General features: G+C 65.1%; 21 protein-coding genes. 9 read left to right on the top strand and 12 right to left on the bottom strand.

Annotation, left to right across the window (positions count from 1 at the left end; translation table 11 throughout):
* Positions 1 to 4: 4 nt before the first annotated feature.
* Positions 5 to 1696, bottom strand: a complete 1692-nt coding sequence (locus QP996_RS07620; RefSeq protein WP_284872024.1) for a DIP1281 family NlpC/P60 protein — start codon at positions 1694 to 1696, stop codon at positions 5 to 7.
* A 470-nt stretch (positions 1697 to 2166) separates the two neighbouring features.
* The gene (locus QP996_RS07615; protein WP_284872023.1) at positions 2167 to 2643 is read right to left on the bottom strand and encodes an Rv1476 family membrane protein; all 477 of its coding nucleotides are present in this window, start codon (positions 2641 to 2643) and stop codon (positions 2167 to 2169) included.
* Positions 2644 to 2853: 210 nt separating this feature from the next.
* Here QP996_RS07615 and acnA point away from each other — a divergent pair, with 210 nt between their 5' ends.
* The 3 genes from acnA (at position 2854) to QP996_RS07600 (ending at position 7035) form a co-directional block, all read left to right on the top strand.
* Positions 2854 to 5631 (top strand): aconitate hydratase AcnA, encoded by a 2778-nt coding sequence (acnA, locus tag QP996_RS07610; protein WP_284872022.1) that lies wholly within the window; start codon positions 2854 to 2856, stop codon positions 5629 to 5631.
* A 92-nt stretch (positions 5632 to 5723) separates the two neighbouring features.
* Positions 5724 to 6275 (top strand): TetR/AcrR family transcriptional regulator, encoded by a 552-nt coding sequence (locus tag QP996_RS07605; protein WP_284872021.1) that lies wholly within the window; start codon positions 5724 to 5726, stop codon positions 6273 to 6275.
* A gap of 37 nt (positions 6276 to 6312) precedes the next feature.
* Positions 6313 to 7035, top strand: a complete 723-nt coding sequence (locus QP996_RS07600) for a glutamine amidotransferase-related protein (protein ID WP_284872020.1) — start codon at positions 6313 to 6315, stop codon at positions 7033 to 7035.
* On the opposite strand, the gene QP996_RS07595 is transcribed toward QP996_RS07600, so the two are convergent.
* Complete coding sequence (locus QP996_RS07595; protein WP_284872018.1) at positions 7032 to 7688, bottom strand: NAD(P)H-binding protein; 657 nt, start codon at positions 7686 to 7688, stop codon at positions 7032 to 7034. The two genes, QP996_RS07600 and QP996_RS07595, sit on opposite strands and share 4 nt — an antisense overlap.
* A gap of 41 nt (positions 7689 to 7729) precedes the next feature.
* Between QP996_RS07595 and QP996_RS07590 the strand changes: the two genes are divergently transcribed.
* The 4 genes from QP996_RS07590 to QP996_RS07575 all read left to right on the top strand — a co-directional run bounded on the left by QP996_RS07590 (position 7730) and on the right by QP996_RS07575 (position 10678).
* The gene (locus QP996_RS07590; protein ID WP_070473941.1) at positions 7730 to 7999 is read left to right on the top strand and encodes an ACT domain-containing protein; all 270 of its coding nucleotides are present in this window, start codon (positions 7730 to 7732) and stop codon (positions 7997 to 7999) included.
* A 9-nt stretch (positions 8000 to 8008) separates the two neighbouring features.
* Complete coding sequence (locus tag QP996_RS07585) at positions 8009 to 9373, top strand: PFL family protein (protein ID WP_284872017.1); 1365 nt, start codon at positions 8009 to 8011, stop codon at positions 9371 to 9373.
* Positions 9374 to 9414: 41 nt separating this feature from the next.
* Positions 9415 to 10098, top strand: coding sequence for a MerR family transcriptional regulator (locus tag QP996_RS07580; RefSeq protein ID WP_284872016.1), 684 nt, complete (start codon positions 9415 to 9417; stop codon positions 10096 to 10098).
* Positions 10099 to 10246: 148 nt separating this feature from the next.
* Positions 10247 to 10678: a hypothetical protein gene (locus QP996_RS07575; RefSeq protein ID WP_284872015.1), complete on the top strand. Its 432-nt coding sequence runs from the start codon at positions 10247 to 10249 to the stop codon at positions 10676 to 10678.
* On the opposite strand, the gene QP996_RS07570 is transcribed toward QP996_RS07575, so the two are convergent.
* Entirely contained in the window at positions 10679 to 10924 is a 246-nt protein-coding gene (locus tag QP996_RS07570) for a PLDc N-terminal domain-containing protein (protein WP_284872014.1), read from the bottom strand. It lies immediately after the preceding gene.
* Positions 10925 to 11071: 147 nt separating this feature from the next.
* Here QP996_RS07570 and QP996_RS07565 point away from each other — a divergent pair, with 147 nt between their 5' ends.
* Both QP996_RS07565 and QP996_RS07560 read left to right on the top strand, forming a co-directional pair.
* Positions 11072 to 11935: a hypothetical protein gene (locus QP996_RS07565; RefSeq protein ID WP_284872013.1), complete on the top strand. Its 864-nt coding sequence runs from the start codon at positions 11072 to 11074 to the stop codon at positions 11933 to 11935.
* A 127-nt stretch (positions 11936 to 12062) separates the two neighbouring features.
* Positions 12063 to 13664, top strand: coding sequence for an HNH endonuclease signature motif containing protein (locus QP996_RS07560; RefSeq protein WP_284872011.1), 1602 nt, complete (start codon positions 12063 to 12065; stop codon positions 13662 to 13664).
* A gap of 25 nt (positions 13665 to 13689) precedes the next feature.
* Here QP996_RS07560 and QP996_RS07555 read toward each other — a convergent pair whose 3' ends face one another.
* The 8 genes from QP996_RS07555 to QP996_RS07520 all read right to left on the bottom strand — a co-directional run bounded on the left by QP996_RS07555 (position 13690) and on the right by QP996_RS07520 (position 21699).
* A complete protein-coding gene (locus QP996_RS07555; protein ID WP_284872010.1) occupies positions 13690 to 15318 on the bottom strand; it encodes an ABC-F family ATP-binding cassette domain-containing protein in 1629 nt (542 codons plus the stop codon).
* A 224-nt stretch (positions 15319 to 15542) separates the two neighbouring features.
* Positions 15543 to 15917: a metal-sulfur cluster assembly factor gene (locus tag QP996_RS07550; RefSeq protein WP_284872009.1), complete on the bottom strand. Its 375-nt coding sequence runs from the start codon at positions 15915 to 15917 to the stop codon at positions 15543 to 15545.
* 2 nt (positions 15918 to 15919) lie between these two features.
* A complete protein-coding gene (gene sufU / locus QP996_RS07545; protein ID WP_284872008.1) occupies positions 15920 to 16369 on the bottom strand; it encodes a Fe-S cluster assembly sulfur transfer protein SufU in 450 nt (149 codons plus the stop codon).
* Positions 16366 to 17598, bottom strand: coding sequence for a cysteine desulfurase (locus tag QP996_RS07540; RefSeq protein WP_284872007.1), 1233 nt, complete (start codon positions 17596 to 17598; stop codon positions 16366 to 16368). The genes sufU and QP996_RS07540 overlap by 4 nt, the downstream gene beginning before the upstream one ends.
* Positions 17598 to 18353 carry a Fe-S cluster assembly ATPase SufC gene (gene sufC, locus QP996_RS07535; RefSeq protein ID WP_284872006.1) on the bottom strand — a complete coding sequence of 252 codons (756 nt, stop codon included), beginning with the start codon at positions 18351 to 18353 and terminating at the stop codon, positions 17598 to 17600. Before sufC ends, QP996_RS07540 begins: the two co-directional genes overlap by 1 nt.
* Positions 18354 to 18365: 12 nt before the next feature.
* Entirely contained in the window at positions 18366 to 19529 is a 1164-nt protein-coding gene (gene sufD / locus QP996_RS07530) for a Fe-S cluster assembly protein SufD (RefSeq protein WP_284872005.1), read from the bottom strand.
* The gene (sufB, locus tag QP996_RS07525; RefSeq protein WP_284872004.1) at positions 19530 to 20975 is read right to left on the bottom strand and encodes a Fe-S cluster assembly protein SufB; all 1446 of its coding nucleotides are present in this window, start codon (positions 20973 to 20975) and stop codon (positions 19530 to 19532) included.
* Entirely contained in the window at positions 20968 to 21699 is a 732-nt protein-coding gene (locus QP996_RS07520) for a helix-turn-helix transcriptional regulator (RefSeq protein WP_284872003.1), read from the bottom strand. The genes sufB and QP996_RS07520 overlap by 8 nt, the downstream gene beginning before the upstream one ends.
* Positions 21700 to 21731 lie beyond the last annotated feature (32 nt).

Below are 21731 nucleotides of genomic sequence, written 5' to 3'. Positions count from 1 at the left end.
CCCGCTAGAGCAGGCGCACCGCGTTCGGAGCCATGCCGGACCAACGCACCGGAGCAATGGTGACGTTCTGTCCGGACTGCGGAGCCTCGATCATGGTGCCGTCGCCGAGGTAGATGGCCACGTGCTGGTTGCCACCCGGCCCCCAGAACAGCAGGTCGCCGCGCTGGGCCTCGCTCGCCGGGATCTGCGTGCCGCGCTGGTACTGGTAGCCGGTGTAGTGCGGCAGCGCCACGCCGGCGGCCGCAAACGCGTAGAGCACCAGGCCGGAGCAGTCGAAGCCGGACACCGAGCCGCCGTTCACGCCGGTGGTCGGGCCGTTGGCGTCGCCGCCGCCCCACACGTACGGGGTGCCGATGGCGGACTGCGCACGCGCAATCACAGCCTCCACCTGGGAGGAATCCGACACAGCAGCGACAGACTCCTGCGCCTTGGTGGAAACGTCTGCAGCGGTCTCCACCTCGGGCAGCACGGTGGACAGGGAGTCTTCGGTGTCGGAGTTGCGCTCGACTGTGCCCAGCACGCCGGTCAGGCCGTCCGCGAAAGCGGTGACAAGCTGGGCGGTGTCCGTGTTGAAGCTGTCGAAGGAGCCGTGATTGGCGGCCACGCCGCCGACCATCGCGATTCCGGCCGCGACAGCACTGACCTTGGCGATCGTGTCGCTGTCGAGCGCCGGCAGACCGCCCTGCGAGGACAGAGCCGCAAGGTCGCTGGCCGAGGAAGTCTGCGCAACGGTGCGCACCGCGTCCACCACAACCTCGCGGCTGGGCTCGGGGGCCTCCGGGGCGTCGTGAGAGACACGCTGGCGCACCAGATCCACGACCTCTTCCGGCACCTCGTAGGTGGTATCGCCCTTGGACACAGTCAAGGTGGCCGCGTACGGGTCGGCGGCGATGGCGTTGTCGGGCTCAGCTGGGGCGGTCGCGGTGTCCGGGGTTTCAGGCTGCGCCTGGGGCGCTTCAGCCTGGGCGCCGTCGGTCTGCGCCGGGCGTTGCTGATCCAGTTCCTTCTGAGCGGTGTCCAGCTGGGCCTGGGCGGCATCGCGCTCAGCGACCGATGCTTCGAGGGCGGCGCGGTTTGCGTCGAGAAGCTCGCGCGCGCTTGCCTCCGCTTGCTTCGCCTCCGTCTCGGAAGCGTCGGCGAGTTCGCTGGCCTTTCGTAGCGTGGCTTCCTCGTTGGCGGCCTCAGCACGTGCCTGCTCAGCTTCGGCGAGCTTCGCCCGCTTTTCCTCAGAACGCTGTCGCAGGAAAAGCGAACGGTCCAGCACGTCGCGCTGGGTGTCCTTCCCGCTGACGGCGACGAGCGCGTCACTCGGGCTTGCGCCGCGGTATTGCGAACGGCTCAGTTCATCGAGCTCGGCGCGTAGGACGTCGACCCGCTCCTGCGCCTCGTTGAGACGTCGCTTCGCCTCGTCCTTGCCGCGGCGGGCCTGCTCGGCCTTGACTTGCGCATCGTGGAGGTCCACCAAAGACTGATTGACGGACTCCTGCAGGCCGCCGAGGTCCAGGTTGAGCGCATCGACGTTGGCTTGAGCGCGGGACACAGCGGTCACGAGCTCACCCATCGCGGAGGTGGAACTCTGACCGTTGGCGGCCGGGCTGACAAGACCCGCCGCCAAAGAAATAGTTGCGGCACACGCGGTAGCGCCGAGCACATTTCGCGCACGACCAAACCGGGTGCCCCTTTGTGGATTAGCCACGAAGGTGCTCCTCACACCGCCCGTCGCGCACACTTCAGCAGCGCTCGGGCGATCAAGAAAACCCGAGGCTTCAAAGCGCAGGCGAAAGCCGTGACTAGCGGTTCCACGAGCGGTCTAGATGTTGACTACTGACGCGGCAGCGCGAATCGCGATTGGCACAGCTATGCCCTGGAACCTGGTACTCGGCGTGCTTCCCCACATGCCCGAACCTTCACGGACGCTTGACTAGAGCGCCCTAACGGTGCCATTGCGTTGCGTGTGACAACCATCGACCCGCGAGCCGATACGGGAACCATACGTCAAGGCAACAAACTTGTATCCCTTTTGTTACAAACAATCTCCCGAGTCAAGCCTGTTCACATGATTCACACCCGTCTCACCAGCAGATACTAGGGTGCGCGAACGTTATGTGACGTTCGTCACACCACCGTTTGCGAGCCAACGGGTCAAGGCGCAAGGCTTGTCGTCGCCTAACTGCCGCGGCGGGCGGAAAACGCCGTCACTGCAGCGACCGCGGCCAGCACCACCACGACGACCGCCACGGTCAACGGCCAGTTCAACGAGAACGAATTGGCCGCGTCGGCGAAGGCGTGGACGCCGGCAACATAGTCCGGCTCGGCGACCATCGCCCGCTCCCCGCGCTCCACCTGCGCGCGGGTCAAGGAATCGCTCACGCCGACAGCCACCTGTGGGGTGCGCACCAGCACCGTGTCCAGCCCGGTTTCGGCAGCCGCGTCCTGCGCCAGGTCGCGTAGGTCCGCGACGACCGGCGGGGTCTGCTCCAGCACGATCATGCCCGCCGGGTCGAAGGAGTCTGCGCCGGCGGCGGCGAGAGCGTTGTGCAACGCCGGGCCCAGCTCCGCGTTGACCGGGTTGTCGGTGCCGAACGCCACCGGGGAGGACGCGAGCTGAGAGACGAGCTCTTCAAGAGTGGCTTCGTTCTGCATTGACGTCTCTCCCGAGTTTTGTCCAGCATTCCAGGTGGTCGATTCTGCAGTGTAACGGTGGTGGCCGAAGGTGCGTCGATAAGCGCAATGCAAAAACATAACGGGCGTACTGTTAGTATGGGCGCGGAACTATGGAAGGTCGCATAGACTGGTGGCTTGACCATAGGGTCGCTAACCCCTGATTTGATACGACGAGAATTGGAGCTCACCGTGGCAGAAAGCAAGAACTCGTTCGGTGCCAAGAAGACGCTCGAGGTCGGCGGTAAGTCTTACGACTACTTCGCGCTCGACGCCGTCGAAGGCATGGAGAAACTCCCCTACTCCCTCAAGGTGCTGGGAGAGAACCTCCTGCGCACCGAGGACGGCAAGAACGTCACCGAGGACCACATCAAGGCCATCGCAAACTGGGACCCCTCGGCAGAGCCGAGCGTGGAAATCCAGTTCACCCCCGCCCGCGTCCTCATGCAGGACTTCACCGGCGTGCCGTGCGTGGTCGACCTTGCAACCATGCGTGAGGCCGTCAGCACCCTCGGCGGCAACCCGGACCAGGTCAACCCGCTGAACCCGGCCGAGATGGTCATCGACCACTCCGTGATCATCGAGGCATTCGGCTCCGAGAACGCCATCGACAAGAACGTCGAGATCGAATACCAGCGCAACGAGGAGCGCTACCAGTTCCTGCGCTGGGGCGCAGAGAACTTCTCCAACTTCCGCGTTGTCCCGCCGGGAACCGGCATTGTCCACCAGGTCAACATCGAGTACCTCTCCCGCGTCGTCTTCGACAACGAGGGCCTGGCCTACCCGGACACCTGCATCGGCACCGACTCCCACACCACCATGGAAAACGGCCTGGGCATCCTGGGCTGGGGCGTCGGTGGCATTGAGGCCGAGGCCGCAATGCTCGGCCAGCCGGTCTCCATGCTCATTCCGCGCGTCGTGGGCTTCAAGCTCACCGGCGAGATCCCGACCGGCGTGACCGCAACCGACGTCGTGCTCACCATCACCGAGATGCTCCGCGAGCACGGCGTGGTGCAGAAGTTCGTCGAGTTCTACGGCAACGGCGTCAAGGAAATCCCGCTGGCAAACCGCGCCACCATCGGCAACATGTCCCCGGAGTTCGGTTCCACCTGCGCGATCTTCCCGATCGACGAGGAGACCATCAACTACCTGCACCTGACCGGCCGTTCTCAGGAGGACATCGACCGCGTCGAGGCATACGCCAAGGCTCAGGGCATGTGGCTGGAGCAGGACGCAGAGGAGGCCGAGTACTCCGAGTACCTCGAGCTGGACCTGTCCACCGTCAAGCCGTCCATCGCTGGCCCGAAGCGCCCGCAGGATCGCATCCTGCTGTCCGAGTCCAAGGACACCTTCCGCAAGCAGCTGCCGGACTACAACACCGCAGGTGAGGGCACCTCCGAGCCGGTTCGCGCCGAGAAGGTTGACGCTGTCTCCTACAACGAGTCCTGGGCCGCCAACGGCGAGTCCGCCGCTGAGGGTGCAGAGGGCCGCGCGTCCAAGCCGGTCATCGTCGAGTCCCCGAAGGGCGGCGAGTACACCCTGGACCACGGCTTCGTGGCCATCGCCGCAGTGACCTCCTGCACCAACACCTCCAACCCGTCCGTCATGGTCGGCGCCGCCCTGCTGGCACGCAAGGCCGCCGAGAAGGGCCTGAAGGCCAAGCCGTGGGTCAAGACCATCATGGCTCCGGGCTCCCAGGTCGTGGACGGCTACTACGAGCGCGCTGACCTGTGGAAGGACCTGGAGGCCGTCGGCTTCTACCTTTCCGGCTTCGGCTGCGCATCCTGCATCGGCAACTCCGGCCCGCTGCCGGCCGAGGTGTCCGACGCCGTCAACGAGTTCGACCTCACCGCAACCGCAGTCCTTTCCGGCAACCGCAACTTCGAGGGCCGCATCTCCCCGGACGTGAAGATGAACTACCTCGCGTCCCCGCTGCTGGTCATCGCCTACGCCATCGCCGGCACGATGGACTTCGACTTCGAGACCCAGCCGCTGGGCCAGGACGCCGACGGCAACGACGTCTTCCTCAAGGACGTTTGGCCGTCCACCGAGGAAATCGAAGAGACCATCGCTGGCACGATCTCCCGCGAAATGTACGAGGCTGACTACGCCGACGTGTTCAAGGGCGACGAGCAGTGGCAGGGTCTGGACATCCCGACCGGCAAGACCTTCGACTGGAACGAGGACTCCACCTACATCCGCAAGGCACCGTACTTCGACGGCATGCCGGAGGAGCCGGAGGCAGTCGAGGACATCGAGGGCGCACGCGTGCTGGCCAAGCTGGGCGACTCGGTGACCACCGACCACATCTCCCCGGCTTCCTCCATCAAGCCGGGCACCCCGGCCGCGAACTACCTCGACGAAAACGGTGTGGAGCGCAAGGACTACAACTCCTTCGGTTCCCGCCGCGGCAACCACGAGGTCATGGTCCGCGGCACCTTCGCCAACATCCGCCTGCGCAACCAGCTGGTGGACGAGCAGGGCGGCTACACCCGCGACTTCACCCAGGAGGGTGCACCGCAGGCGTACATCTACGACGCCGCGATGAACTACGCCGAGAAGGACATCCCGCTGGTGGTCATCGCCGGCAAGGAGTACGGCACCGGTTCCTCCCGCGACTGGGCTGCGAAGGGCACCAACCTGCTGGGCGTGAAGGCCGTCATCGCCGAGTCCTTCGAGCGCATCCACCGCTCGAACCTGATTGGCATGGGCGTGCTGCCGCTGCAGTTCCCGGAGGGTGAGTCCCACGAGTCCCTCGGCCTGGACGGCACCGAGACCTTCTCCATCACCGGCATCACGGACTTCAACGACGGTGAGATTCCGTCCACGGTCCAGGTCAAGGCTGAGAAGGACGGCGCCGACGCTGTCGAGTTCGACGCAGTGGTGCGCGTGGATACGCCGGGTGAGGCGGAGTACTTCCGCCACGGCGGCATCCTGCAGTACGTGCTGCGTCAGATGGTCAAGAACTAACACGCTTTCGGCCGTCGCTTCAGGGGCCCCGCACACCGCGGGGCCCCTTCCCCATTCTTTCCCACCTAATTGGAGCCCGAAGGAACCCTCTCATGCCGATTGTCAGCGACAAAGAGTTGCAGCGCCGCCGCGGCGAGATCATCGACGCCGCCCGTGTCTGCTTCGCACACTACGGCTACGAGGGGGCGACCGTGGCCCGCCTGGAGGAGGCCACCGGGAAGACCCGGGGTGCGATTTTCCACCACTTCGGCGACAAGGAAACACTGTTTCTCGCCATCGCGGAGGCGGACGCCGAGCGGCAGGCCAAGGTGGTCAGCGAGCGCGGTTTGGTGGAGGTCATGCGCGGCATGCTCGTGGACCGCAGCTCCAACGACTGGTTCACCACCCGCGCCGAAATCCTGCGCAAGCTGCGCACCGACCCGGAGTTCGAGGCTCGGTGGCGCGAGCACCAGGAGGTGCTGGACAGTGCGGTCCGTAAGCGCCTGGAGTCGAACAAGCAGATGCGTGACGACGTCCCCGTCGCCGTCGTGCAGACCTACCTGGAAACCGTGCTCGAGGGCTTCATCACCAAACTCGCGTCCGGCGAGCCTGCCGAACGGCTTCAGGAGATGCTCGACGTGGTAGAGCAGTCAGTCCGCGGGTAATTCCGAAAAATAGACTAAGCGGTATAGAATTGCCGCTATGTCAAAGCTGCTCTTCCTCTCCCTTCGCAACGGCGAAATCGGGCCGGACGTCGCCCACGCCGAGTACCACGACGCCCTGCGCGCCACGGGCTTGAGCGAAGTGGACATGGAACTGCGTGTCATCGACTCCCCCGACTCCGAGCTCGGCCCCCTCGACCCCGTCAGCGGCATCATCGTCGGCGGCTGCTCGCTGAATGTGACCAACCCGGAGCGCGATGCGTGGCACAGGCGTATCGACGACATCCTGTCCGCCACCGTTGAATCGGGCAAGCCCGTCTTCTTTGTCTGCTTCGGCATTTCCTGGCTGGTGGACCACCTCGGCGGCGAGGTCGGTCGCACCCATCCCGAGCCGTCCGGCCCGACCACCGTGGACGTGGTGGCCGAGGACGCGCTCGCCGGCCCCAGCGGCACATTCACCGCCCTGACCGGGCACACAGAGAACCCGGTGCGCGTGCCCGATTCCCTCACCGTCGTGGCCACCGGGCCCGACGGGCTGGTGCAGATGGTCCGCTACACCGACCGGGTGTGGGCCACCCAGTTCCACGCCGAGATGGACGCCGACGCCATGCGCACCCGCATGGATTTCTTCCACGACTACGGATACTTCCCCGCCGAGGAGTACGCCCGCATCGTCGCCGACCTGCCCAACCACGACGTGAGCCGGGCGAATGGGCTGCTGCGCACCTTCGCCCGGCTCTGCATTGAGGGCCAGTTCGACTAAATGTCGGCGACCTTCGCGTCGCCGCCCTCGAAATCGAGCGGGTTGCGCTCGAACTGCTTGCCGCGGCCGACCGATTCCACGATCACATCCGCCACGAGCTCGCGCGGGGTTTCGGACGCGGGGTCCCTTTGGTCGTCGAGAAGCGCGATGCCCTTTGACGGATCATCGGTGAGTCGGGTGGGGCCGAGGATCTGGTACGGCAGGTCGGAGGCGAGCAGACGCTTATCGACGGCCTTCTTCGCCTCGACGTAGGCGTACCACGAGCCGCCGTCGTCCTCCGTGGTGGCCTCGGCGGCGCCGGCGTAGGAGACCATGACGGTAAACGGGGCGAACTCGCCGAGCTCCTCGAGCGCGTCGATCATGGCCATGGCCGCGTCGCGGTCCACAGCGTAGGTGAGCTCGGCGGACCCTCCGCCGGCGCCTGCGGACCACACCACCACGTCGAACGGCGTGAGCAGGCGGGCCCAGTCTTCCTGGTTGAGGGTGGTCAGGTCGCGGACAATCGCGGTCGCGCCGTCGTCGACGAGCTGCTGCACATCATCCGGGTTGCGCACGAGCGCGCTGACGCTGTGGCCGGCGTTTACGAGCTTGGGGACGGAGTGGCGCGAGACGTTGCCGCCCGCGCCAAGAACGAGAACGTGCTGTGTTTCCATGGGACCAACCGTAGCTACGATTTAGTGTCTATACTTTGCGCATGCACGCAATTATTACGACCACTGGTAAAGACCGCCCCGGCGTCATCGCCGCAGTTGCTAAAACCGCCGCAGACGAGGGGCTGAACATCCTCGACGTGTCCCAGACCATCATGGACGACTTCTTCACCATGATCATGCGCGTCGCACTGCCCGAGGGCGAGGTGGACATGGGGGCGCTGCAGGAAGCCTTCGACGCCGCCGGCAAGCCGCTCGGCATGGTCGTGCGCATCCAGTCCGAGGCCCTGTTCAGCGCCATCAACGACATCTAAGGGGCGCAAGTGAATTTCGAGTTTTCAGACGCGCGGTTCCTCGACGTCATCCGCATGATCGAGGACTACCGCCTGGACATCCGCACCGTGACCATGGGAATCTCGCTCATCGGCTGCACCCGCCCCACGATGGAGGCCACCGCGCAGGCGGTGTACGACCGCGTTGTGGAGCGCGCACGCAACCTGGTGCCGGTGTGTGAGGGCATCGAGCGCGAGCTGGGCATCCCGATCGTGAACAAGCGCATCTCCGTCACCCCCGTCGCGCTGGTGGCGGCGGGCGCGGACGGCAACCCGGTGGAGATCGCCCGCGCGCTGGACCGCGCGGCCAGCGAGCTCGGCGTTAACTTCGTCGGCGGCTACTCCGCACTGGTGGAAAAGGGCGGCACGACCGCGGATAAGAAGCTGATCTACTCCATCCCGGAGGCGCTCAGCGTCACCGATAACGTGTGCGGGTCGGTCAACGTGGCGTCGTCACGCGCCGGCATCAACATGAACGCCGTGGCCAAGATGGGCGAAATTGTGAAGGAGGCCGCGGAGGCGACCGCGGACCGCTCCTCCATCGCCTGCGCCAAGCTGGTCGTCTTCGCCAACGCCGTGGGCGACAACCCGTTCATGGCCGGCGCGTTCCACGGCATTGAGGAGCCGGACACGGTGATCTCGGTGGGCGTGTCTGGTCCGGGTGTGGTGGACAACGCGATCGCCCCGCTGAAGGGTGCGAGCCTGAACGAGGTCGCCGAGGAGATTAAGAAGGCCGCGTTCAAGATCACCCGCGCAGGCCAGCTCGTGGGAACGATGGCTGCGGAGCGCCTCGGCGTGCCCTTCGGCATCGTGGACCTGTCGCTCGCGCCGACGGCGGAGATGGGCGACTCAGTGGCGCACGTACTGGAACGCATGGGGCTGGACCAGGTGGGCACGCACGGCACGACCGCAGCGTTGGCGCTGCTGAACGACGCGGTGAAGAAGGGCGGCATGATGGCCTGCTCCCGTGTTGGCGGCCTGTCCGGCTCCTTCATCCCGGTCTCCGAGGACAAGGGCATGATCGACGCGGTTCACAGCGGCGCCATTTCCATGGACAAGCTCGAGGCGATGACCTCAATCTGCTCCGTGGGCTTCGACATGATCGCCATCCCCGGCGACACCTCTGCGGAGCTCATCGCGGGCATGATTGCCGACGAAGCCGCGATCGGCGTGATGAACCACAAGACCACCGCTTCGCGCCTGATCCCAGTGCCCGGCACCAAGCCCGGCGACGAAGTGAACTTCGGCGGCCTGCTCGGCTACGCGCCCGTCATCCCGGTCAACACCGCGGGCAACGACGAATTCATCCACCGCGGCGGGTTCATCCCCGCGCCGGTGCACGGGTTCAGGAATTAGCGCTTGACCCTCACGCGATGTGAGGGTTTAAGTTTTGGTGCGTGAAGATTTCAGACGTGGCTGCGGCAGCCGGCTGCTCCGTCCGCTCGGTGCGCCACCTGCACGAACGCGGAGTTGTGCCAGAACCTGCGCGCACCAGCGGCAACTACCGCGACTACTCCGTCAGCGATCTAGTGGCGGTGATTCGGGCGCGTGCGCTTATCGACGCCGGTGTTCCAGTCGCCGACATCCAACGTGAAGACGCAATACAACGTTCAATTGCCATGTTGGACGGCCGCATCGCCCATCTGGAGAGACAGCGGTCGCGGCTGCTGGCTATCGCGGAGGCGCCCGCCGGGTGCCCGCGCGATATTAGCGACAAACTTGCGGATGTGATCGACGATGCTGCGCTGCTGCAGATAGAGCTCGATTCCTGGGACCTCATGGCGCTCACTGGCGTCGCGACCGAGGCGACGTGGGCGCAGCTCAGGGCAAACCTCAAGGATGCTTCCTGTGTGGAGGCGGCGCGTAAGTCCGTCAATGTGTGGGGTGAGCTTGGGGCAATGCATTCACGGGATGTCGATGTTCCGCAGATTTCGGCTACGCTCTCGGCACTCTTTGCACGCGGAATTATGCGAGACGTCCTCCCTACCCTGCGGCAGGGTTCCGTCCCGCTCCAGGTGAAGGATCTTCCCACCCGGGGCGCCCAGCGGGTGGTGTTGGAGGAGCTCACCCGTGGCATCTAGAGCGATAACGTTGTTGAAGAAGCACCCTGCATACCGGGTAGCGAAGTTCGAACTGGGGCTGTACCGCGACTTGGGACGGTGGATCCGTGGACGCTGTCTCGTGCCCGATGGCGCGTCGCCGCTCCCCCATCCACCTGGGCGGTTACAAATGCTTGGCTTCGTCACCGCAGTTTTGGCCATTGAGATGGTTGTTGTGCACCTGCTTTTGCCCGCAGGATTGGTGCGGCTGGTAGCGCTACTGCTTTCGCTCTGGGCTGTTGTGTGGGTGTGGTCGCTCATCGCCGGAGAACGTATCCGGCCAAGCTACGAGGGGCCTGACGCCCTGGTTCTGCGCCGCGGGAGAACGGTGTTCGCCGAGGTGCCTGCGTTGCTTGTGGCGCAGCGACGTACGGAGAGGACCTTTGCCTCTGACATCGAAATTGAGGGCAATACCCTGACCGTCGGTGGCTCCGGCGGGACCGACACGGTCCTCGAGCTCAACGAACCAGTGCTGGCTGCGGGTGACCGCTACCCCTGGCAGAAGGCGAAAACCGCGCCGGTAACTCGCGTTCGCTTCTACGCGGGGCAGCGTGGTCTGTAGCTAGCGCTTCTTGCCCACAGCGAACCAGGCGACCCAGCCCAGGGTGTTGACTGCGCCGATCACCGGGGCCCACAGCCACTTCGGGCCCCGGACGCGCTTCGAGTTGGTGCGTGCGAGGTCGCGCAACGCGAAGGCCTTGCCGGCGGTGTCGAGGGTGGCGAGCACGCCGGCGAGGGTCTTCTGGTCAGATGACAGTCCGTTCCACGCGTCGCGGATGGTGTCGATGATCTCGTTGTTTCTTGCCATAGTGCGAGTGTAGCGGGCTGCTTTGGTGGTCAACGTTTCGTCCGTCGAGAAGCAAGATGCTCACTATAATGAACAAACTCTTGTGCGGTTTGTGTTTCGGTTTGTACGTTTGGTGCAACGAAATTTCCAAACCGAAGGGGTTAGATAATGGGTCGCTACAAGCTTCTGCACGTCATCACCGAACGCGTCAATTGCGAACCGCGGGGAATCACATTCGAATCAAACACCATGCAGTTCGAGTGGATCCTCGGTGAGATTTTTACGCACATGATCGACACAAACGATCCTTTCCGGGGCTTGGGACAGGTGCTGACTTGGGTGTTCCGCTGGAACTCGACACCGCCCAATGCGGACGTCAGCGGCGAGCTCCTTGAGGTCGAAAGCGATGAGTATCTGACGCTCGATTACGCCCGGGGCGAGGTGACGTTGCGACTTGATGGGACGCCGAAGATGCGCTGCGCGCTGACGCCAGAGGCCGTTTACCCCTTATTCAAGACCGTCTGGGACCACACTGAACCCGACCCGTACGGCGAGACTCCGAAGTTTCCGAAGCGGTCGCTGGTGCGGCTGGTTTGCGAGCGAAGCGGAGAGGTCGGCTCCGGCATCGACGTCTTCTACCCCATTGGCGGCGAGGAACGGATCAGGAGGTTTCTGCCCGGGATTCTTTTGGGCCAGACAGTCGATTCTCTTCTCTCCGACCTCTGGCTTGTTGGCGAGCTAGACGCCCTGGTGCAGCCATTTCAGGACCAGGTAATTGGCGACGAGTATGCCGCGACGACTCCACCGCCACGCGAGGTGGATTGCCCGATGTTGACCGTTGATGTCCCCAACGAGTCGCTGCGGTTGAGCTCCACTGACGGTGAGCTGGTCATGGTTACGGACTTCACGGACGAAGCTATCGAGCGGGTGCTGGCAAAGTTCGAACGGTTGGTGGATCCCTGGGCACGGCCTCGTGTGCTTGCAGGTACACATCCCGACTATGAGCTTTGGGCCGGCGATTCACCGTTCTAGGCATGTGATACTGATTACACTTTCTTTCCCTATGTTTGCAGCACTGGACATAGAGGGAGTTTATGTCGACGCGGTTTGTATGTTGATCGTAAACGTATTCGATTAAAGGGTTGTAAAGGAGGGCGAAATGGCGACTGACCTGCGGAAGCACGTCGACACGATCACCCATGCCCTCCTGGCCATGAAGGACCTGTGTGCTGACCCCGATGTGGTCAAGTTCGAGGAGGTTCGGGAGGATTTCGAGCGCTTCGAGGCTGCGTTTAACGTCAAGGCGACGCTCGATGCTCTGTTCGCCTACGTGTGCGAGCGTGACGACGCTGGCCGCGTCGTCGGCTCGAAGCACGCCAATCAGTACTTGCAGAAGAAGCTGGGGCTTGAACCTAAAGACGCATACGACCGCCTCGCCCGGGGACGCGACTACTACGGCGAGCCCGAGATCGAGGATGAACCCGTATCCGATCTCTTCGATGCTGGCTTTGATGACAGTCCCGCGGATCCAGCGGCTGAGGCCGCGCGGGAGGAAGCGGCGCGGGCGGCTGCCCGCGAGGCTGCCCGTGCGGAGGCGCGGCGCAAACAAGAGGAGGCCCGCCGTGCCGCTGAGCGCGTGAACGCCGAAAAGCAACGCGTGATCCGCCAGGAGCTGGACAAGCTTGTTCCGGCTGCGAAGGGGGCGCGTGCCCGTCTACAAGCAGATGCGCTCGCGGAGGCGCCTAAACGGACAGTGAAGGATCTGCGCGCCACCGTGCGACGCTGGGTGGAGCGGGAGAACCGCAAGCACGTCGAGCCCACGAACCCGAACGCCGGCATGGAAAACCGCGGCCTGCACATCGGGAGTCAGCGCGCGGACGGGACGTGCCGGATAACCATCGATGCTGTGGCCTCCGATTCGGCCCTGTTTAAGGCGCTGACCGACAAGGGGTTGGCGCCCAACTCGAACCTGCCCGAGGACGTGGAGGATTACCGCACGCCCTCGCAACGCTTGTACGACCAGTTCTCGGAGATACTCAAGCATTACGACGCCTGCGAGAAACCGACCGGCGGCGGTTGCGCGTCCGTGGTTGTGTCGGTGACGCTCGAAGAGCTGGCGGAGGCCAGCCCTACCACGAAGTTCGCCACCAACACCGGCATCGAGCTCGACGCCTTCGACCTCGTGCGTTTGGGCATGGACGGAACATCGGACTTCGTGCTTACTGTCGACGGCGCAACATCGATGCCGCTGAATCTGCACCGTACGCGGCGTTTCGCATCCCTGGCACAGCGGATCACCTTGCTAGCGGTGCAGGGTGTGTGCGCCTGGACCGGCTGCACTGCCCCGCTCACAGAGACGGAGATCCACCACATCACATCGTGGCTGCAAGGCGGTGACACCAACATCGACAACCTCACAGCGCTGTGTCGGACCCACCACCGCTGCAACAACGACTTCAAAGACCACAGAAACAACACCAGCCACATGGATGTGGACCCGGCGACGGGTCGGGCCGGGGTGAAGGAACCTGGGTGTGCAACGTTGCAGTTCAACCATGCGGACGCGGCCGAGCATTCGGCGGTGAACAGGTTACGAAAGAGACACCGACAGCGGAATCGGGCAACCGTGCCCGATCCGGGTGGTGCTACGGCCCCACCGGAAACTCGAGTACCACCAGAACCACCGGATCCACCTCCCCCACGGGAGCCGGTGGAGCCCCCGCCATGGGCGAAGGGGCAAGACCCGTACCCGCCGTTCTAGATGCGCCCCGAGCAGGTCGGGAAGTTTAGGCGAGCTCGACGATCTCCATGTACTCATCGCTCCACATGTCCTCGTCGCCTTCGGGCATGATGATGACCCGCTCCGGCTCGAGCGCGCGCACCGCGCCCGGGTCGTGGGTGACCAGGACGACGGCGCCGGTGTAGGTCTTGAGCGCGTCGAGGACCTGCTCGCGGGATTGGGGGTCGAGGTTGTTGGTGGGCTCGTCAAGGAGCAGCACGTTGGCTCGCGAGGAGACGAGGGTCGCCAGCGCGAGGCGGGTCTTCTCGCCGCCCGAGAGCGTGCCGGCGGGCTGCTCCAGCTTGTCGCCCGAGAACATGAAGGCGCCAAGCAGGCCGCGCAGGTCCTGCTGGCCGGCGTCGGGGCAGGCCTCGATGGTGTTCTCCCAGACGCTCTTGTCGCCGTCGATGGTGTCGTGCTCCTGGGCGAAGTAGCCGATCTTCAGCCCGTGGCCCGAGACCACGCCGCCCTCGCCGTCGGTGCGCTCTACCCCGGCGAGCAGCTTGAGCAGGGTGGTCTTGCCGGCGCCGTTGGTGCCCAGCACGACCACGCGCGAGCCCTTGTCCACCGCCAAGTCCACGCCCGCGAAGACCTCAAGGGAGCCGTACATCTTGGTCAAGCCCTTGCCGAACAGTGGGGTCTTGCCGCACGGCGCCGGCTCCGGGAAGGAGATGGAGGCGACCTTGTCGGCCACCCGGACCTCGTCGAGCTCCCCCATCATGCGCTCGGCGCGCGCCATCATCTGCTTCGCGGCCGAGGCTTTCGTGGCCTTCGCGCCCAACTTCGCGGCCTGCTTTTGCAGGGCTGAGGCCTTCTTCTCGGCGTTAGCGCGTTCGCGGCGGCGCCGAGCCTCGTCGAGGGCGCGGGCATCCTTGTACTTAGAAAAGCCCATGTTGTACACGTCGGCCTCGGCGCGCACCGCGTCCAAGAACCAGATCTTGTTGCACACCGCGTCCAAGAGCTCGACGTCGTGGGAGATCATGATCAGCCCACCCTCGTGCTTGGACAGGAAGTTGCGCAGCCACGTGATGGAGTCGGCGTCGAGGTGGTTGGTCGGCTCGTCGAGAAGCAACGTCGTCTGCGACTTGCCCGAGCCCTGGCGCGAGGCGAACAGGATCTGGGCGAGCTCCACGCGGCGGCGCTGGCCGCCCGACAGGGTCTTCAGCTGCTGGTCCAGGATGCGCTCCGGCAGCCCCAGGTTGTCGCAGATCTGGGCCGCCTCCGCGTTGGCCTCGTAGCCGCCGAGCGCCTGGTAGCGCTCCTCAAGGCGGGAAAACTTCGCGATGGCCTTGTCACGCTCCTCCCCGTCCGTTTCCTCCATCAGCTTCTGCTGCTTCGCCATCGAGCGCTGGATCTGGTCCAGGCCGCGGGCCGAGAGCACACGGTCGCGGGCGGTCTGCTCAATGTCGCCCTCCTTGGAGTCCTGCGGGAGGTAGCCGATCTCGCCCGAGCGGGTCACCGAGCCGCCGTAGGGTTCGGTCTCCCCCGCCAGGATGCGCATCGTGGTGGTCTTGCCCGCGCCGTTGCGGCCCACCAGACCGATGCGGTCGCCGGGTTGGACGCGGAGGTGCTGGCCGGGGGCGTCGAGAAGCGTGCGCGCGCCGACGCGGACCTCGAGATCATTGGTGACAATCACGGGGAAACTGTATCAACAGCCCCCAAATCGAGACCTACTTCTTCGGGATGGAGCGCACGATCCAAACGATCAGCGCGACAATCAGCGCGACTTTCAGCGCAACCAGGCCGAAGGTACCGAGCATGATCAGAATTTCAGCAAGCCCAACGTTCACAACAATCCTCCCTCACAACGCGGAAAATCCCCCACAGGTTAACAACCTGGGGGGGATGTCAAGGGGTGTTTTAGACCGCGAAACCGAGGGCGCGGAGCTGCTCGCGGCCCTCCTCGGTGATGAACTGCGGGCCCCACGGCGGCATCCAGACCCAGTTCAGGTCCAGCTCGTCGACCGCCGTATTGGTCACGACGGCCTGGGTGGCCTGCTCCTCGATCACGTCAGTGAGCGGGCACGCCGGCGAGGTCAGCGTCATGTTGAGCACCGCGACGGTCTTACCCTCGCGCTCCTCAATCCACAGATCGTAGACAAGGCCCAGGTCGACCACGTTGATGCCCAGCTCCGGGTCGATCACGTCGTGGAGGTACTCCTCCACCTCGCCGATGAGCTTGAGCTGCTCCTCGGTCTGCTGGGGGCGCTCCGCCTGCTTGTCCGGTTCAGTCATAGCTACTCCTTTTCTTCTAACGCGTCCGACGTCGCCGCCTGGAACGCCTTCCACCCCATAAGTGCGCACTTCACACGCGCCGGAAACTTGGCTACTCCTGCAAACGCAATACCGTCGCCGATCACTTCCGCGTCCCCCTCGACCGTGCCGCGCGAGGTCACCATCTCCTCGAACGACGCGAGCTTCTTCATCGCCTCGTCGACCGGCAGGCCGATGATTTCTTCAGCCATCACCGACGTGGAGGCCTGCGAGATCGAGCAGCCCTCGGCGTCATAGGAGACGTCCTCGACCGTGGAGCCGTCCTCGGACAGGTGCACACGCAGCGTCAGCTCGTCGCCGCACGACGGGTTGACGTGGTGCACCTCCGCCTCGTACGGCTCACGCAGCCCGGCGTGCTGCGGATTCTTGTAGTGGTCCAGGATGACTTCCTGGTACATGGATTCGAGGTTCATCGCGCGAAAAACTCCTTCGCTTTGCTAATCGACGACACCAAGGTATCAACCTCATCCAGCGTGTTGTAAAGGTAGAAGCTCGCCCTGGACGTGGACTGCATGTCCAGGCCACGGTGTAGCGGCCACGCGCAGTGGTGGCCGGTGCGGATGGCTACGCCCTCGGAATCGAGCACCTGGCCCAGGTCGTGCGGGTGCACGCCCTCAACCGTGAAGGCGATCGCGCCGCCGCGGTTGTCGGCGGTGAGCGGGCCGGCGATCCGGAGGCCGTCGATACGCTGCATCTGCTCCAGGGCGTAGGCGGTGAGCTCGCGCTCGTGAGCCTGGATGTCCTCCATACCGATTTCGGTAAGGAAGCGCACTGCTTCGCCCAAGCCCACGACCTGAGAGGTCATCTGGGTGCCCGCCTCGAAGCGCTGCGGCGCCGGGGCGTAGGTGGAGCCCTCCATGCGCACGACCTCGATCATCGAGCCGCCCGTGAGGAACGGCGGCAGCTCGTCCAGGTGCTTCGAATACAACGCGCCCACTCCGTTTGGCCCACACATCTTGTGGCCGGAGAACGCCGCGAAGTCCACGTCGAGCGCGTGGAAATCCACCGGCATGTGCGGCACCGACTGGCAGGCGTCGAGCACCGTGAGCGCGCCGACGGCCTTGGCGCGGCGCACCATCTCGGCCACATCAGCGTGCGCGCCGGTGACGTTGGACTGGTGGGTAAACGCCACCACCTTGACCGTGTCGTCGAGCTCGAGCGAATCGAGGTCGATGCGACCGTCCTCGGTCATCGCATACCATTTCAGCTCAGCACCAGTGCGGCGCGCCAGCTCCTGCCACGGCACGAGGTTGGCGTGGTGCTCCAGCTCAGTGATTACGATCGTGTCGCCCTCCCCGACCGCGAACGAACCGGAGCGAGAGTCGCCGAGAACGTACGCGACCAGGTTCAGCGCCTCGGTGGCGTTTTTGGTGAACGCGATCTCGTCGTTGTCGGCGCCGACGAACGCCGCGATGGCGGCGCGGGCGGACTCGTACGCGTCGGTGGCCTCCTCCGCCAGCTCGTAGGAGCCGCGGTGCACGGGCGCGTTGCAGCCGAGCACGAAGTCGCGCTCAGCGTCCCACACCCGCTGCGGGCGCTGCGACGTCGCCCCCGAATCCAGGTACACCAGCGGCTTGCCGCCGCGCACGGTGCGAGACAGGATCGGGAACTCCTTGCGGATGGCTGTTACGTCGAGCGCCATTAGATGAACTTCTCGTAGCCCTCGGCCTCGAGCTGGTCGGCGAGGGATGCGTCGCCGGTCTGCACGATCTTGCCGTCGGCGAAGACGTGGATGAAGTCGGGCTTGACGTAGTTCAGGATGCGCTTGTAGTGCGTAATCATGAGTACGCCGCCGCCGGTCTCGTCCTGGTAGCGGTTGATGCCCTCGGAGACGATGCGCAGCGCGTCGACGTCCAGACCGGAGTCCGTCTCGTCCATGACGGCGAACTTCGGCTTCATCAGGGCGAGCTGCATGACCTCGTGGCGCTTCTTCTCGCCGCCGGAGAAGCCCTCGTTGACGGAGCGCTCGGAGAAGGAGGCGTCCATCTGCAGCGCCTCGCGGGCAGCGTTGAGCTCGCCGACCCACTCGCGCAGCTTCGGCGCCTCGCCGCGCACGGCGGTCACGGCGGAGCGCATGAAGTTCGACGAGGACACACCCGGCACCTCCACCGGGTACTGCATGGCCAGGAAAAGGCCGGCGCGGGCGCGCTCGTCGATCTCCATGTCGAGGACGTTCTCACCGTCGAGAAGCACCTCGCCCCCAGTGACCTCGTACTTCGGGTGGCCGGCGATGGTGTAGGCGAGGGTGGACTTGCCGGAGCCGTTCGGGCCCATGATCGCGTGGGTCTCGCCGCCGTTGATGGTCAGGTTGACACCCTTGAGGATCGGTTTCGGTTCCTGGCCCTCCTCGGTCGGCAGGACGTTCGCGTGCAGGTTCTTAATTTCCAGGGTGGACATGTATTGCTCCTTTTAGTTTTCGTTGCGCTCGAGCTCGCCGGCGACGCGGGCGATGAGTTCTTCGCGGATCGACTCGACGGGGATCTGGTTGAGGACCTCGTTGAAGAAGCCGCGGATGATCAGGCGGGTGGCGTCTTCCTCGCGGATGCCGCGGGAGCGCAGGTAGAACAGCTGGTCGTCGTCGAAGCGGCCGACGGTCGCGGCGTGGCCCGCGCCGGCAATCTCGCCGGTCTCGATCTCCAGGTTCGGGATGGCGTCGGCGCGTGCGCCGTCGGTGAGCACCAGGTTGCGGTTGGTCTCGTAGGTGTCGGTGCCCTTCGCCTCGGCGCGGATGAGCACGTCGCCCACCCAGCAGGTGCGCGCCTCCGGCAGCTTGGAGGCCTTGTCGCCCTGCAGCGCGCCCTTGTACAGCACGTTGGAGCGGCAGTTCGGCACCGCGTGGTCCACCAGCAGGCGGTTTTCGATGTACTGGCCAGCGTCGGCGAAGTACACGCCGGTCAGCTCGGCGTCGCCGCCCGGCGCCTCAAAGGCGAGGCGCGGGGTGACGCGGACGATCTCGCCGCCGAAGGTGGCCACGTGGTGGCGCAGGGTCGCATCGCGCTTCACGACGATCGACTGCTGGCCCACATGCACCGCATCCAGGTCCCAATCGGCGTCCACCACTGCGTTGACGCGGGAACCCTCGCCGATGACCCAGTTGACGTTGTCGGCGTGGGTGCCGGATCCGGCGTAGCGCACCACAACGGTGGCTGCAGAGTTCGCGCCCGACTCGAACACGACCGTGCCGAAGGTGGTCTTGTCCGCGCCCGCACCGGTGATGGTCACGGTGATCGGCTCGGTCAGCTCCGCGTTCGCCGGCACCGAGATCAGGGTGGCGTTCTCGGATGAGGTCCACGCCTGGGCGGCGATGCGGTCGACGGGGGCGCCGGCGGCGGTCACGCGCTCGTCGTCAAGCGAAACCTGCTCGACTGCGACCTCGCTGGGGCCCTCCACCGCAATCTGCGCCTCGGCCTGCGGGGCGAACTCGCCGTTGTGCAGGCCGCGCAGGCGGCGCAGGGAGATGAAACGCCAGACCTCGTCGCGGCCGCCCGGGACCTCGAAGTCCTCCACGTTGAAGGAGGAAAACAGGTCGCCCTTGTTGTTGTGCGTGGTCGCGTTTTTGACGGTTTCAGCCATTTAGCCCACCGATCCTTCCATTTGCAGCTCGATGAGGCGGTTCAGCTCGAGGGCGTACTCCATGGGCAGCTCCTTGGCGATCGGCTCGACGAAGCCGCGCACGATCATGGCCATGGCCTCTTCCTCGGCGATGCCGCGGGACATGAGGTAGAACAGCTGGTCCTCGGAGACCTTGGACACCTTCGCCTCGTGGCCCAGGGTCACGCGGTCGTTGCGGATGTCGTTGTACGGGTAGGTGTCCGAGCGCGAGATGTCGTCCACCAGCAGCGCGTCGCACTCCACGTTCGAGGCGGAATCGTGGGCGTTGGCGTTGACCTGCACCAGGCCGCGGTAGGCGGCGCGGCCGCCGCCGCGAGCCACGGACTTGGACACGATGGACGAGGAGGTGTGCGGCGCCATGTGCGTCATCTTCGCGCCGGTGTCCTGGAACTGGCCCTCGCCCGCAAACGCAACGGAGAGCACCTCGCCGCGGGCGTGCTCACCGGTCATCCACACAGCCGGGTACTTCATGGTCACCTTGGAGCCGATGTTGCCATCGACCCACTCCATGGTCGCGCCCTCTTCAGCCTTCGCGCGCTTGGTCACCAGGTTGTAGACGTTGTTGGACCAGTTCTGGATGGTGGTGTAGCGGCAGCGGCCGCCCTTCTTCACAATGATCTCCACAACGGCGGAGTGCAGGGAGTCCGACTTGTAAATCGGCGCGGTGCAGCCCTCGACGTAGTGCACGTAGGCGTCCTCATCGACGATGATGAGGGTGCGCTCGAACTGGCCCATGTTCTCCGTGTTGATGCGGAAGTAGGCCTGCAGCGGAATGTCCACGTGGACCCCCGGCGGGACGTAGATGAAGGAACCGCCGGACCACACGGCGGTGTTCAGCGCCGAGAACTTGTTGTCGCCAGCCGGGATGACGGAGCCGAAGTACTCCTTGAACAGGTCCTCATGCTCGCGCAGGGCGGTGTCGGTGTCGACGAAGATGACGCCCTTTTCCTCCAGGTCCTCGCGGATCTGGTGGTAGACCACCTCGGACTCGTACTGCGCGGCCACACCTGCGACGAGGCGCTGCTTCTCCGCCTCCGGGATGCCCAGCTTGTCGTAGGTGTTCTTGATGTCCTCCGGCAGGTCGTCCCAGCTGGCGGCCTGCTCCTCGGTGGAGCGGACGTAGTACTTGATGTTGTCGAAATCGATGTCGGACAGGTCCGCGCCCCAGGTGGGCATCGGCTTCTTGTCAAAGATCTCCAGCGCCTTCACACGCTGGTTGAGCATCCATTCCGGCTCACCCTTGATGCCGGAGATGTCGCGCACGACCTCTTCGTTCAGGCCGCGGCGCGCGGAGGCGCCGGCGGCGTCAGAGTCGTGCCAGCCGTAGTTGTAGGCGCCGATCGACTCGATGATCTCGTCGTCGTTCATCGGCTTCTCAAGGCCTGGTGTGGGCTTCACTTCAGTCATGGTCAGCCGCTCCTTTCGTTGCTGTTCCCGCCGGGCGCGTTCGGGTCCGCGCCGCGGCAAGGGGGATGTTAGTTGTGCAGATTCCGTCGCCGTCGGAGATGAGGGCGAGCGGCTGCACATGCGTATCGACGATCCGGGCCACCGCCTCCCTTTCTGCCTCGCAGAACTCCGGGTGCGCCGCGGCGACCGCGGACACCGGACAGTGGTGCTGGCAAATCTGGATGCCGGCGTCGGTGCGGTGGACGCTCGGGGCGTAGCCGTGCTTTTCCAGCGCGGCGGCGACGCGCCGCGCCGTCACCTCTGGGTCGTCCGCCGGCTCCACGTCGCCGAGGATCTCTTCCACGCGGGCGCGGGCGAAGTCGCGCACCGCGGCCTCGCCCCCGATCTGCTGGATCAGTTCCACGGCGTCGAGCGCGAGTCCGTCGTAATGCGAACCGAAGCGCTCGCGACCTGCGGCGGTGAGCTGGAAGTGCTTCGCCGGCCGGCCGCGCCCCTGCTCCTCGCCCGCGACGGCGCGCGGCGCGCAGGGTTCGGCCAACTCCTCTTCGACGAGCTTGTCCACATGCCTGCGCACGCCGGCCGCCGAGAGGTCGAGCTCTTCCGCAATGTCGTTGGCCGCTACCGGGCCCCGCTTGAGCAGGACCGACATCACCTGCGAGCGCGTGTCGCCGCCAACGCGGGACGCGTCCGCAGGAGCGGGGTTGTGGGTTTCCACTGTTTCCACGATGGCACCACCTTTCGCTCGATGTGGTCTGG

Source organism: Corynebacterium sp. MSK008 (assembly GCF_030232585.1).
Taxonomy (GTDB): Bacteria; Actinomycetota; Actinomycetes; order Mycobacteriales; family Mycobacteriaceae; genus Corynebacterium.
The sequence above is the reverse complement of the archived record's forward strand: the minus strand, read 5'-3'. Positions and strand labels throughout refer to the sequence as shown.